Source organism: Mesorhizobium sp. LMG 17147, assembly GCF_024297145.1.
Taxonomy (GTDB): Bacteria; Pseudomonadota; Alphaproteobacteria; order Rhizobiales; family Rhizobiaceae; genus Mesorhizobium.
The window spans coordinates 1-12,656 of the sequence record NZ_JANCTC010000022.1; the positions used below are offsets into that span (position 1 = coordinate 1).

Below are 12,656 nucleotides of genomic sequence, written 5' to 3' on the forward strand. Positions count from 1 at the left end.
CCGGCCACCTGGCCTTCATCCGCATCACCAGCCGACGCGATCAGGCCAGGCCGTTGATGCGCCTGTTCATGGCCTCCACGCTCATGTCGCCGCAACGGGCGCTCGACCTCACTAGAGCTCATTGGCACATCGAGAACGGCCTGCATTGGATGCTTGATGTCCATTTCGATGAGGATCTCAGCCGTGCCCGCAAGGATAATGCTCCCGCCAACACAGCCCTTCTCAATCGCCTCGCCAGAAACATCCTTCAGGCCGCCGATGCTGCCAAAGTCCCCATCAGCCATCGCATCAAGAAATGCGCCTGGAACGACGACTATCTCATCAATGCCATCACTCATATGCGATAGCCCTGCCACTAGAGGGGAGATGTCCGGCAGGACAGAGGGGGGCGCGAAGGATCGCAGCCTGACTTGGCTTGAAGCCCGGTCGTTAACCCCGGCCGTTCACCAGATCCCCGACAATGTCGTATTTGCCGGAAATGCGCATCTTGTAGACCTCGTAATTCTCCATCACGCGCTGGACGTAACTTCTTGTTTCCGTATAGGGAATCCGCTCGATCCAATCTACGATGGCGTCGACGTCCTTGCCGCGCGGATCGCCGTATTTCGCCACCCACTGGGCGGCCCGGGTGGGGCCGGCATTGTAGCCTGCGAAGGTCAGCACGTAGGAGCCATCGAAACGGCCGAGCTGCTCGCCGAGAAAGGCAGCGCCCAGCGTTGCATTGTAGCCGGCATCGGTGGTCAGCCGGGCCTGAGAAAATGTCATGCCGGCCTTCTTCGCCAATTGCTTGGCCGTGCCCGGCATCAGCTGCAGCAGTCCGCGCGCGCCGGCGCTGGAGACAGCGCCGATGTTGAACTCGCTTTCCTGCCGGGCAATCGCATAGGCCAGCGCCTTGCCCGAGCCGGAGACGTTGGCGGTGTCGGGAATGACGCCGAGCGGATGCGACAGCGCGCCGACGTCGATGCCGCGGGCGCCGGCGATCTTGCCGACCTTCAGCGCCATGAAATGGTTGCCTTGTCTTTCCGCCAGCGCCGCAAGCAGCGCCAGTTCGCCGGGGCTGTTCAGCTGCCCGGCAAGGTCGCGGTAGAGCGTTTCGGCGTAGCGGTCATAGCCGGCCTCCTGCAGCCGCTTGATGGCGCTGACCGCCTCGCGGGTGGCAAAATTCCGGCGGTCGGCGGCACTTGGCTGGGGGTAGACGATGTTGAGGGTCTGCCGGCCGACGCGCTCGCCGGCGAGCTGGCCGTAAAAGGTCGTGCCGTAGCTGGCGGCGCGGCTGAAATAATCCTTGGCATTGCCGGGCCCGCCGACTTCGGCAGCGCGGCCGAGCCAGTAATAGGCGCGCGACAGCGACATCGGCCCCTGGGCGAGCTCCGCGATTCGCGCAAAATGCTTGGCGGCGGTGGCGGGATCGTTGAGGCCGCGCAATGCGTACCAGCCGGCGTGGAATTCCGCCTCGGCGGCATTGGCGGCACTTTCGGCGGCGTGCGCGGCGACTATTCTGTAGGCGGTCTTCATGTCGCCCTGGTCGACCAGCTCGCGCGACAGCACCCGGCGCTCGACCCACCAGGCGTCCGGATCGACCAGCGCGTCACGGTCGCCCGGCGCTTTCATCACCAGCGCGGCGGCGTCGGAAAATTTCTGCTGCTTGCGCAGATATTCGGCTTCGGCAAAGAGATAGCCAGCCGCCCGCTGCGCTGTCGGCACCGCCTTCAGCAGCTTGGCCGCGTTCTTGTCGCCTTTGGTGACTGCCGCCCAGGCGTCGGCCAATTGCTGGGCGCCGGCTAGACCGGCGACGCGCAGCGCCGAAGCGACCCGGTCGGCATAGAACATGCGCTCCATGCGGAAGCGATGGTCGGCGGCCGGGATCAGCGCGCCGAACTCGCGGATGACCGCCGCCTCGTCTCTGGCTTCAAGCTTTTCGGTGCGCCAGAATGGCGACAGCACCGAGCGCGCCGCCTTCGTATCGCCCAGCGCTACATAGGAGCGGGCCAGGATCACCACGCCCTCGAAGGTCAGCGGCTGACTGCCGTCGAACGCCCGCACCACGACCTGTGGCGTGGGGTTCTCGCGATAGAGCGCGCGCTCGCTGTTCTTGCGCAAGGCGATCGTGCCTGGCCAGTTCGGCAGCATCTTCGCGGCATCGGCGATGTCGCCGCTCGGCACCTGGTCGCCGCCATAAAGCGCTATCGCCCAGGCAAGGATGTGCCGGTCGAGCGATTTGGCCGGCAGCGCCTCGCGCATCCGGCGCGCGCGCTGAATGTCGTTTGCCGCCAGCGCGTCGAGACCGCTCTTCAGCATCGCAACGCTGGCGGAAGGCGACGGGGACTGCGGCAGCGCATCGTTGTCCGGCGCCGTCATCGGGATCGCCGACGTGACCCGCATATCGACGCTGCCACCGATCGCCGCGCCGGGTATCAGCGCTACGATCGCGCCGAAAAGCGCGAAGAGATGAGGCCGCCTGGCCGGCATGGATCTGGTCATTTCCTGTTCTTCGACGTTACAACAGGCACAGTTGAACCGAAGCCTATTCGTCGGTGGTGAAGGGCCCGTAAAGAAAATCTTATTGAGGTCGTTCGAATTACGATTGCCGGCGCAATGCTTGCCGCGCAACAATGTCGAGACTATGGTGCGCCGCTTCGCTTTCGGCTAGAAGGCGCGCACGACAAAACCCGAAAGGCCCCAAGGAGTTGGACGACATGCTGAGAGGCTCGCTGACCGCGCTCGTCACACCGTTCGAAAAGAGCGGCCGTTTCGACGAGAAAGCCTTTCGCGCGTTTATAGCCTGGCAGATCGCGGAAGGCACGACGGGTGTGGTCCCGGTCGGCACCACCGGCGAGTCGCCGACGCTGTCGCATGACGAGCACCGCCAAGTCGTCAAGGTTTGCATCGAGGTCGCCAAGGGCCGGGTTCCGGTCGTCGCCGGCGCCGGCTCCAACAACACCGAAGAGGCGGTCGGCCTGGTCCAGTATGCCGAGAAGGCGGGCGCCGACGCGGCCCTTGTCGTGACGCCCTATTACAACAGGCCGACGCAGCGCGGCCTCTATGCGCATTTCGCCGCCGTCGCCAAGGCGACCAGCCTGCCGATCATCATCTACAACATTCCACCGCGCTCGGTGGTCGACATGAGCCCGGAGACGATGGGGCAATTGGTGCACGACTTCAAGAACATCGTCGGCGTTAAGGATGCTACCGGCAAGGTCGAGCGGGTTTCAGAGCAGCGCGCCACCTGCGGCAAGGATTTCATCCAGCTCTCCGGCGAAGACGCCTCGGCACTCGGCTTCAACGCGCATGGCGGTGTCGGTTGCATCTCGGTGACAGCAAATGTCGCGCCCAGGCTCTGCGCCGAATTCCAGGAGGCAACGCTTTCCGGCGACAGCGCCAAGGCGCTCGACTTGCAGGACCGTCTGTTGCCGCTGCACAAGGCGATTTTCATGGAGCCCGGCGTTTCCGGCGCGAAATATGCGCTGTCGAAGCTGGGCAAGGTCGAAAACGTGCTGCGCTCGCCGCTAATGACGGTCGAGCCGTCGACCGCCGAGAAGATCGACGCAGCGATGAAGCACGCCGGCTTGATAAACTAGGGATGAGGCGCCACCTCTCCGCACCATGAATCAAGTCAGAAAAGCCGATCCCAACAACAAGACCGTTGCGGAGAACCGCAAGGCGCGGTTTTCCTATGAGGTGCTCGACACGATCGAGGCCGGCCTGGTGCTGACCGGCACCGAGGTGAAGTCGCTGCGCCAGGGCCAGGCCAACATCCAGGACAGCTACGCCTCCGTCGAGGGGGGCGAGATCTGGCTGATCAATTCCTATTTGCCGGAATACCTGCAGGCCAACCGCTTTAACCACGAGCCACGCCGCCGCCGCAAACTCCTGCTCAACAAGCGCGAGATGGCCAAGCTGGCGCAAAGCGTCGACCGCGAAGGCATGACGCTGGTGCCGCTGAAGATGTACTTCAACGACCAGGGCCGTGCCAAGCTGCTGCTCGCCGTTGGCCGCGGCAAGAAGCTGCACGACAAGCGCGAGACCGAAAAGCAGCGCGACTGGTCGCGCGAGAAGGGCCGGCTGCTGAAAGAGCGAGGGTGAGGGCGGTCCGAAGCGGACGAAAAACCAATGATTTGGCTTTTCGAGCGACGAACGCCCGGAGCATGGCGGCGGGCAGGGCGGGCCAATGGGGATAGGTCTCTGTTGAAAAACCGGATCGTCTTGTGGGGTACTGCCGGTCTGCTCATGGCGGGCCTCATCCTGGCCGGCGGCTATACCTACTTTCAGACGTTTTCTCCGGATCGCGGCAAATATCCGGTCAGGGGCATCGACGTTTCCCACCATCAGCGGCAGATCGACTGGCGGCGTGTGGCCGCCGACGATGTCGCCTTCGCCGTTATCAAGGCAACTGAAGGCGGCGACCATGTCGACGATGCCTTCGCGGCCAATTTGCGTGCGGCCCGCGCCGCCGGCCTTGCCGTCGGCGCCTATCACTTTTTCACCTTCTGCAGGCCCGGTGCCGATCAGGCACGCAACTTCATCTCGGTGGTGCCGCGCGATCAGCCTTTGCTGCCGCCGGTGGTAGACATCGAGTTCGGCGGCAATTGCCCGCAGCGCCCAACTCCCGAACAACTGAGCGCCGAACTCTCAGCCTTCCTCGGCCCGGTCGAAGCAGCGTTCGGCAAGACGGCCATCCTCTATGTGACCGACGAGGCCGCCCAAGCCTATGCCGGGCAGGTAGCCGGCCGCCCGCGCTGGCTGCGTTCGCTGGCGCTGCGGCCAGGCCATGACGACTGGATTACTGGCAGTACCACAACCGGGGCCGCGTCGACGGGATCAGCGGCGACGTCGACCTGAATGTTCTCCAAGGCGGGCCGGCGACGCTGGCAACGATGTTTGCCGCAGCGCCTGAAGCGACGGCGTCGGATTGACACTATTTGTGTCCGCCCGAAAGCACCCTCACCGGCCCGAAGACAGAACGACGAAGCCTTGACAAATACGGCTATTCGATAGCGTCTCAGTTTCGAGTTCAGCTTACGACCGTTTTGGAGACTTCCTCGGCGGAGATACGCTAGCTTGGCCGCATACTTTGGATTAGCCAATGACCGCAGGACCAAAAAAATCTTGGATAGTCGCAAGCGACGTAGCCGACCGGGACGGAATCGGCGTCGAGCTTTGGATTGAAGGCGACCAAGTGTTGGAGATTTTCCGTGACGACACAAGGCGAACCCGAGAGGTAACTCTGTATCGGAAGGATATTCCTTTGGAGTTAGTCGAGGAGGCGATTGCGAGGTTCAAAGCTGAGATTTCATGGGATTTTGTAGATTGATCAATCGCCGCCCGATTCATTGTTTCCCTAAAAGTTGAACGTCACCGTCCCGCCTTATGCTTCCACCAACTATTCGTATCGGGGCGGCGCTGTGCTAACTGCATTTGATGCCGGAGCGCCCTTCATCAACCAATGACAGCAACGCCCCGCCTGCTGCGACGGACGGCGGCGATCCCCGCCTGGCATTTGTCTACGCGGAGGCAGTGCGTGGGCTCCAACACCAGCAGGGCGTGGTTGAAAGTCTCAATACGCGCGCCGGCAATCTGATTTTTTCAACTGCGTTCGCGAGTTCTCTCCTTGGAGGCAGGGCGCTCCTGGATGGCGTAGGGCCTTGGGACTTGCTGGCACTGACATTGCTTTTTCTTATCGGGCTACTGGTCGCGATTATGGTGTGGCCGTATTATAACTATACGTTCCGTTTCGATCCAGAGAAGCTGCTCCAGGACTTCGTCGATCAGCACCCTCCTGCAACCCCGGACGGGATGCACCGAGCGCTTGCGCGGCGCATCAAATCCGACATGGCCAGCAATTGGCGGATCATCCAATGCCTGCGCGTCGCGCTGCAGCTTCCACTGTTTCTGTGGTTGCTGGATCTCCTGGCCTGGTTGTTTGCGATTGCCCGAATCTAGGGCTTGCCGGCGGGCTTCGTCCGATTCTACGTCTTCAGAAAAGATTCTATCTCACTGAAGACCTTGACGAACATCGCTTCCGTCAACACGCCGGTATTGGTGTTGTAGCGCGAGCAATGATAGCTGGAAAACAGCGTGATGCCATTGGCCTGCTGCTGCCCACCATGCCGGAACGGGTAGGCGGCAACGCGTTGGCCGAGCGCCCGCACGGTCGACTGGTGCGCGATCGAGCCCAGTGCCAGCACAGCGCGCAGATTTGGAAACCGCGCGATCGTCGGCACCAGGAACGTCCGGCAGGTCGCTATCTCGGCGCCAACCGGCTTGTTATCCGGCGGCACGCAGCGCACCGCATTGGTAATCGCCGTACCGACAAGCTCCAGCCCGTCATCTGGTCGCGCTTTGAATTCGCCGCGCGCAAAGCCGTGCGCGATCAGCGTGTTGTAGAGCAGGTCGCCGGCAAAATCGCCGGTGAAGGGGCGCCCCGTCCGGTTCGCCCCGCGCAGGCCAGGCGCCAGGCCGACGATCAGCAAGCGCACCGCGTCCTCGCCTTCCGGCGGTAAAAAGGTCGGCACCGGCGCGTTGAACCAGGACGGCTCGCGCCGTCGCCACTCGGCGATGAAGTCGTGCAGCCGCGGGCAGAGCGGGCAATCGCGATTGGGTTCGGGCGAGACGACCAGAGGCGCGGTCAAGGCAACGACCGTCAATAGTCTTCCTCGTCGACTTCGGCCGGTTCGGGCCGACGCACCGGCCGCTCCGACGGATCGCGGCCGACTTCGTTCTTGAGTGTCATCAGGTCAATGAAATGGTCGGCCTGGCGGCGCAGATCGTCGGAGATCATCGGCGGCTGCGACGCCATCGTCGAGACGATCGACACCTTGCGCCCGCGCCGCTGCAGCGCCTCGACCAGCGTACGGAAATCGCCGTCGCCTGAGAAGATGACATAATGGTCGACGACGTCGGCAAGCTCCAGCGCATCGACGGTCAGCTCGATATCCATATTGCCCTTGATCTTGCGCCGGCCGGTCGAGTCGGTGAATTCCTTGGCCGGTTTGGTCACCACCTTGAAGCCGTTATAATCGAGCCAGTCGATCAGCGGCCGTATCGAGGAGTATTCCTGATCCTCGACCAGCGCGGTGTAGTAATAGGCGCGCAGCAGATAGCCGCGTTTCTGGAAGCTCGCCAGAAGTTTGCGGTAGTCGATGTCGAAGCCCAGTGCGCGCGAGGTGGCGTAGAGATTGGCACCGTCGATAAAGAGAGCGATTTTTTCACGAGGATCGAACATGGAAAAATGTCCTTTTTCGAAATAAGCGATCGTCTAAATGCGTGGCGACTATCGGCCGGTCTGATAATAGACCTGTTGGCCTTCATCATTCGAGATAACGCCAGTTTTACGGCAATCCAAGGCACCATGCGGCACCGCAAGCAATTGTGATCGGCGCTGTGTCGTCGCAGGCGGCCCGCGTCAGAGCTGCGCGCCGCCATAAAAGCTTGTGTTTTGGCGGCGTTCGGGTTATGGACCGCGCCTGTTTTCCATCAAATCCAGGCATGAAAGGGGCAACTCATGGCCCGCGTAACCGTTGAAGATTGCATCGACAAGGTCGACAACCGCTTCGAGCTGGTGCTCCTGGCCGGCCACCGCGCCCGTCAGATCAGCCAGGGCGCGCAGATCACCGTACCGCGCGACAACGACAAGAACCCGGTCGTTGCGCTCCGCGAAATCGCCGAAGAGACGCTGTCACCTGACGACCTCAAGGAAGATCTCATCCATTCGCTGCAGAAGCATGTCGAGGTCGATGAGCCGGAAGCCGATGGCGAGGCGATTGCCGACCAGACCGGCAGCGCCGTTGCGGCCACCGATGCCGACGACGCCGAGGACAACGTCACCTTCGATCGCATGACCGAAGAAGACCTGTTGGCCGGCATCGAAGGTCTGGTGCCGCCGGAAAAAAGCGACGATTATTGATCTTAGCGACAACTGCCGACACTTTCGCGTCGGCGGTTTCGTGGCTATCTATGACATGCGCCGTACGCCAGTGCGGCGCATGATTCATTTCAGCATTGCGAGATCCTGCCCATGATGCGTCAGTATGAGCTTGTCGAGCGCGTCCAGCGCTACAAGCCTGACGTCAACGAGGCGCTGCTCAACAAGGCCTATGTCTACGCCATGCAGAAGCATGGCCACCAGAAGCGTGCTTCCGGCGATCCCTATTTCTCGCATCCGCTCGAAGTCGCCGCCATCCTTACCGAAATGCATATGGACGAGGCGACGATCGCCGTTGCCTTGCTGCATGACACGATCGAGGACACCACGGCGACCAGGGCCGAGATCGACGAATTGTTCGGCCCGGAAATGGGCAAGCTGGTCGAAGGCTTGACCAAGCTGAAGAAGCTCGACCTCGTCTCCAAAAAGGCCGAGCAGGCGGAGAACCTGCGCAAGCTGTTGCTGGCGATCTCGGAAGACGTTCGCGTGCTGCTGGTCAAGCTCGCCGACCGCTTGCACAACATGCGCACGCTCGACCATGTGCCGGAAGCCAAGCGCCTGCGCATCGCCGAGGAAACGATGGATATCTATGCGCCGCTGGCCGGGCGCATGGGCATGCAAGGCATGCGCGAGGAGCTCGAGGAGATCGCCTTCCGCTTCATCAATCCGGAAGCCTACCGCGCCGTCACCGCACGGCTGGCCGAAATTTTCGAGCGCAACAAGGGCGTGCTGTCCGAAATCGAGAAGGCGCTCTCCACGCTGTTCGACAAATATTCGATCAAGGCCGAGGTCAAGAGCCGGCAGAAGAAGCCGTGGTCGGTGTTCCGCAAGATGGAAGCCAAGGCGTTGTCGTTCGAGCAGCTGTCCGACATCTTCGGCTTTCGCGTCGTCGTCGATACGGTCGAGGACTGCTACCGGGCGCTCGGCGCCATTCACACCACCTGGTCGATGGTGCCCGGCCGCTTCAAGGACTACATCTCCACGCCGAAGCAGAACGACTACCGCTCGATCCACACCACCATCGTCGGCCCGTCGCGCCAGCGCGTCGAATTGCAGATCCGCACCTACCAGATGAACAAGATCGCCGAATACGGCGTCGCCGCTCATTCGATCTATAAGGATACCGGCGGCAAGATGAATGGTGCCGCCCATGCGATCTCGAAGGAAACCAATGCCTATGCCTGGCTGCGGCGCACCATCGAGCAGCTTGCCGAAGGCGACAACCCCGAGGACTTCCTCGAAAACACCAAGCTGGAACTGTTCCAGGACCAGGTGTTCTGCTTTACGCCGAAGGGCATGCTGATCGCGCTGCCGCGCGGCGCCACGCCGATCGACTTTGCCTATGCCGTCCACACCGATGTCGGCGACACTTGCGTCGGCGCCAAGGTCAATGGCCGCATCATGCCGCTGATGACGGAGCTGAAGAACGGCGACGAGGTTGAGATCATCCGCTCGAAGGCGCAGGTGCCGCCTGCGGCATGGGAATCGGTGGTGGTTACCGGCAAGGCGCGGTCGGCCATCCGCCGCGCCACCAAGAACGCTATTCGGAAGCAATATTCAGGTCTCGGTATCCGCATTCTGGAGCGCGCCTTCGAACGGTCCGGCAAGACCTTCACCAAGGAAAGCCTGAAGCCGGTGCTGCACCGCCTCGCGCGCAAGGACATCGAGGATGTGCTGGCCGCGGTCGGCCGAGGCGAAGTTGCCTCCACCGATGTCATGAAGGCGGTGTTCCCCGACTACAAGGACGAGCGCGTCACGCTGGTCGCGCCCAAGCAGCGCGAGGAGGGCTGGTCGAAGATCCGCAATGCCGCCGGCATGCTGTTCCAGATTCCGGGCCGCGCCGCGCGCAAGGATAAAAACCAGCCGCGCGACGATGCGGTGCCGATCCGCGGTGTGCGCGGCGATTTGCCGGTGCGCTTCGCGCCGGAAGGGGCAGTGCCAGGCGATCGCATCGTCGGCATCGTGCAGCCGGGAACCGGTATCACCATCTATCCGATCCAGTCGCCGGCGTTGCAGGCCTTTGACGACCAGCCCGAGCGCTGGATCGACGTGCGCTGGGATATTGACGAGCGCACCAAGGAGCGGTTCCCGGCGCGCGTCTCGGTCACCGCCATCAACGCGCCGGGTTCGCTAGCCGACATTGCGCAAGTCGTCGCATCCAACGATGCCAACATCCACACTTTGTCGATGGTGCGCACCGCGCCCGATTTCACCGAAATGCTGATCGATCTCGAAGTGTGGGACCTCAAGCACTTGAACCGGCTGCTGTCGCAGCTGAAGGACAATTCGAGCGTCAGCGACGCGCGACGCGTGAATGGGTGAATAGTGAATAGTGAATAGTGAATAGTGAATAGTGAATAGTGAATAGTGAATAGTGAATAGTGAATAGAGTGCACTCACTACTCACTACAATTCACCATTCACATTCACCATGGGCATGGAGTGAGCGATGAACACCGACGAAGTGCTGGGCATTTTCCGCGAGGCCGGCGCCGTTCTTGAAGGGCATTTCATCCTGACGTCCGGCCTGCGCAGCCCGGTCTTCCTGCAGAAGGCGCGCGTTTTCATGCATGCCGACAAGACCGAGCGCTTGTGCAAGGCGCTCGCCGAAAAGATCCGCACTGGCGTGCCCGGCAGGATCGACTACGTCGTCGGCCCGGCGATCGGCGGGCTGATCCCGGCCTATGAGACCTCGCGCCATCTTGGTGTGCCGGCGATCTGGGTCGAGCGGGAAGGGCGCGAATTCAGGCTGCGCCGCTTCGAGATCGCCAAGGGATCGCGCGTCGTCATTGTCGAGGACATCGTCACCACCGGCCTGTCGATCCGCGAGACCATCGACTGTCTGCGCGCACTTGGTGCCGATGTCGTTGCCGCTGCGTGCATCATTGACCGCTCGGCCGGTAAGAGCGATGTCGGCGTGCCGCTGATCGCGCTCGCCGAATACGAGGTTCCGGCATATCCGGCCGACAGGCTGCCGCCCGAGCTTGCCGCCATACCGGCGATCAAGCCGGGCAGCCGCAATATCTAATGCATGTCGCCCCCAGCTTGTCCTCGGGCTTGAACCGAGGATGTGCAGCGGTTTTGGGACAAAGAAATGCATAAAAACAAGTCAAGAGGCGCTGCCGTGATTGCCGGCATAGACCATTTCGTGCTGACGGTTCGCTCCGTTGAAGACACCTGCGACTTCTATCAGCGCGTGCTTGGCTTCAAGCGCCTCGACGAGCCGGACCGACCAACGGCGCTGCTGTTTGGAATGCAGAAGATCAATGTGCATGAGGTCGGGCACACCTTCGAGCCGAAGGCCAAGGCGCCGACGCTGGGCTCCGGGGATTTCTGCTTGATTGCCGCCCGGCCGCTCGCTGAGATATGTGCCAACCTCGCCGCCAATGGCGTGGGGATAGAGGTCGGCCCGGTCGAGCGTGCCGGCGCTCGTGGCGCGATGATGTCGGTCTATTTTCGTGACCCGGACGGCAACCTCGTCGAGGTCAGCGAATATCGACCCTAAGTGGCGCTCCTTAAATTCGCCGCGATCATGCCCTGTTCAGAACGGCGATACCCAAGGCTGGCGCGACCGGCCACCGAGCGGATGCCCTCGGCCTCGTTGTTCTTCGGCCAGCGCATCGCTATATCAAAGTCGTAGTTGCTTTTCGGCGACGGCAGAGCGCAGCATAGGGCTGTCGCGCCCGGCTGGAGAAGCCGGCGTGAAGCTATTGACGGAACTAGGAACAGGAACAGAGTGCTTTTTCGACGGCGCAAGCCTGATGGTTTCTTAGAGCGGGTGCGTACTTATTTGTGGCCGCGCCGCTCGTTCTCGCGCTCGCTGCGGTATTTTTCCAAGCGCATCCTGCGGCTTAGAGCCACGCCGCATGCCGTGGCCGCCGGTGTTGCGGCGGGCGTATTCGCGTCGTTTTTCCCGCTTGGCTTCCACTTCATCATTGCCGCCATCCTGTGCTGGCTGATCGCCGGCAATCTGGTTGCCGCAGCACTCGGCACGGTCTTCGGCAACCCCCTTACCTTTCCGCTACTATGGGCCGCCTCCTGGGAGGTCGGCAAGCTGATCCTGCATGAACACCTGCCGGCACACGGACCGCCTGCCCATCTCGGCGACATGCTGCACAATCTTTCCTTCGCGCAATTGTGGGGACCGGTGCTGAAGCCGATGACGGTTGGCGCAATACCGCTCGGCCTGGTTTTCGGGCTGCTGTTTTACGGCATTACCCGCTGGGGCATGGTCACTTTCCAGGAGCAGCGCCGCAAGCGTCTGGCCGAAAGAGCGGCAAAGGCTGGAAAAACCGGGCCGGAAGTTCCCGCCGAATGATTATCGGTATCGGCAGCGATCTCATCGACATCAGACGCATCGAGAAGTCGTTGGAACGTCACGGTCAGCGCTTCATCCAACGCATCTACACCGAGATCGAACAGGCGCGCTCCGAAAACCGCGCGGCGCGTGCGGCCTCCTACGCCAAGCGTTTCGCTGCCAAGGAGGCCTGCGCCAAGGCGTTGGGCACCGGTCTTGCACAGGGTGTGTTCTGGCGTGACATGGGGGTCGTCAACCTGGCCAGCGGCAAGCCGACCATGGCGCTCACCAACGGGGCGGCAGCGCGGCTGGACGAAATCCTGCCTGAAAGGCACCGAGCCGTGATCCACCTCACCATAACCGATGATTTTCCGCTCGCTCAAGCCTTTGTGATCATTGAAGCGTTGCCGGTCGAAGAAGCGCCACATTGATTGCATC

General features: G+C 62.0%; 14 protein-coding genes and 1 pseudogene. 12 read left to right on the forward strand and 3 right to left on the reverse strand.

What is annotated here, in order from left to right; genetic code table 11:
• A partial coding sequence (locus NMG46_RS25540; RefSeq protein WP_254820183.1) for an ISAs1 family transposase occupies positions 1 to 347 on the forward strand: 347 nt, incomplete at its 5' end.
• Positions 348 to 429: 82 nt separating this feature from the next.
• Here the strand turns inward: NMG46_RS25540 and NMG46_RS25545 are convergent.
• The gene (locus tag NMG46_RS25545; protein ID WP_254820245.1) at positions 430 to 2,469 is read right to left on the reverse strand and encodes a lytic transglycosylase domain-containing protein; all 2,040 of its coding nucleotides are present in this window, start codon (positions 2,467 to 2,469) and stop codon (positions 430 to 432) included.
• A gap of 227 nt (positions 2,470 to 2,696) precedes the next feature.
• Here NMG46_RS25545 and dapA point away from each other — a divergent pair, with 227 nt between their 5' ends.
• The 5 genes and pseudogenes from dapA to NMG46_RS25570 all read left to right on the forward strand — a co-directional run bounded on the left by dapA (position 2,697) and on the right by NMG46_RS25570 (position 5,940).
• Positions 2,697 to 3,578, forward strand: a complete 882-nt coding sequence (dapA, locus tag NMG46_RS25550; RefSeq protein WP_254820184.1) for a 4-hydroxy-tetrahydrodipicolinate synthase — start codon at positions 2,697 to 2,699, stop codon at positions 3,576 to 3,578.
• Positions 3,579 to 3,603: 25 nt separating this feature from the next.
• Positions 3,604 to 4,083, forward strand: coding sequence for an SsrA-binding protein SmpB (gene smpB / locus NMG46_RS25555; protein ID WP_254820185.1), 480 nt, complete (start codon positions 3,604 to 3,606; stop codon positions 4,081 to 4,083).
• Positions 4,084 to 4,185: 102 nt separating this feature from the next.
• Positions 4,186 to 4,913: pseudogene (locus NMG46_RS25560) on the forward strand (GH25 family lysozyme).
• Positions 4,914 to 5,083: 170 nt separating this feature from the next.
• The gene (locus NMG46_RS25565; protein ID WP_254820186.1) at positions 5,084 to 5,311 is read left to right on the forward strand and encodes a hypothetical protein; all 228 of its coding nucleotides are present in this window, start codon (positions 5,084 to 5,086) and stop codon (positions 5,309 to 5,311) included.
• A gap of 107 nt (positions 5,312 to 5,418) precedes the next feature.
• Entirely contained in the window at positions 5,419 to 5,940 is a 522-nt protein-coding gene (locus NMG46_RS25570; RefSeq protein WP_254820187.1) for a hypothetical protein, read from the forward strand.
• A 26-nt stretch (positions 5,941 to 5,966) separates the two neighbouring features.
• Here NMG46_RS25570 and NMG46_RS25575 read toward each other — a convergent pair whose 3' ends face one another.
• Positions 5,967 to 6,644, reverse strand: coding sequence for a uracil-DNA glycosylase (locus NMG46_RS25575; protein ID WP_254820188.1), 678 nt, complete (start codon positions 6,642 to 6,644; stop codon positions 5,967 to 5,969).
• Positions 6,641 to 7,222 carry an NYN domain-containing protein gene (locus tag NMG46_RS25580; RefSeq protein WP_023677774.1) on the reverse strand — a complete coding sequence of 194 codons (582 nt, stop codon included), beginning with the start codon at positions 7,220 to 7,222 and terminating at the stop codon, positions 6,641 to 6,643. Before NMG46_RS25580 ends, NMG46_RS25575 begins: the two co-directional genes overlap by 4 nt.
• Positions 7,223 to 7,501: 279 nt before the next feature.
• On the opposite strand from NMG46_RS25580, the gene rpoZ reads away from it, so the two are divergent.
• The 6 genes from rpoZ to acpS all read left to right on the forward strand — a co-directional run bounded on the left by rpoZ (position 7,502) and on the right by acpS (position 12,649).
• Entirely contained in the window at positions 7,502 to 7,903 is a 402-nt protein-coding gene (gene rpoZ / locus NMG46_RS25585) for a DNA-directed RNA polymerase subunit omega (RefSeq protein ID WP_023677773.1), read from the forward strand.
• Positions 7,904 to 8,014: 111 nt separating this feature from the next.
• Positions 8,015 to 10,243, forward strand: coding sequence for a bifunctional (p)ppGpp synthetase/guanosine-3',5'-bis(diphosphate) 3'-pyrophosphohydrolase (locus NMG46_RS25590; RefSeq protein ID WP_254820189.1), 2,229 nt, complete (start codon positions 8,015 to 8,017; stop codon positions 10,241 to 10,243).
• Between the two features lie 127 nt (positions 10,244 to 10,370).
• Positions 10,371 to 10,949 carry an orotate phosphoribosyltransferase gene (gene pyrE / locus NMG46_RS25595; RefSeq protein WP_254820190.1) on the forward strand — a complete coding sequence of 193 codons (579 nt, stop codon included), beginning with the start codon at positions 10,371 to 10,373 and terminating at the stop codon, positions 10,947 to 10,949.
• 66 nt (positions 10,950 to 11,015) lie between these two features.
• Positions 11,016 to 11,426 (forward strand): VOC family protein, encoded by a 411-nt coding sequence (locus NMG46_RS25600; RefSeq protein ID WP_254820191.1) that lies wholly within the window; start codon positions 11,016 to 11,018, stop codon positions 11,424 to 11,426.
• 231 nt (positions 11,427 to 11,657) lie between these two features.
• Entirely contained in the window at positions 11,658 to 12,239 is a 582-nt protein-coding gene (locus NMG46_RS25605; RefSeq protein ID WP_254820192.1) for a DUF2062 domain-containing protein, read from the forward strand.
• Positions 12,236 to 12,649, forward strand: a complete 414-nt coding sequence (gene acpS, locus NMG46_RS25610) for a holo-ACP synthase (RefSeq protein ID WP_254820193.1) — start codon at positions 12,236 to 12,238, stop codon at positions 12,647 to 12,649. Before NMG46_RS25605 ends, acpS begins: the two co-directional genes overlap by 4 nt.
• Positions 12,650 to 12,656 lie beyond the last annotated feature (7 nt).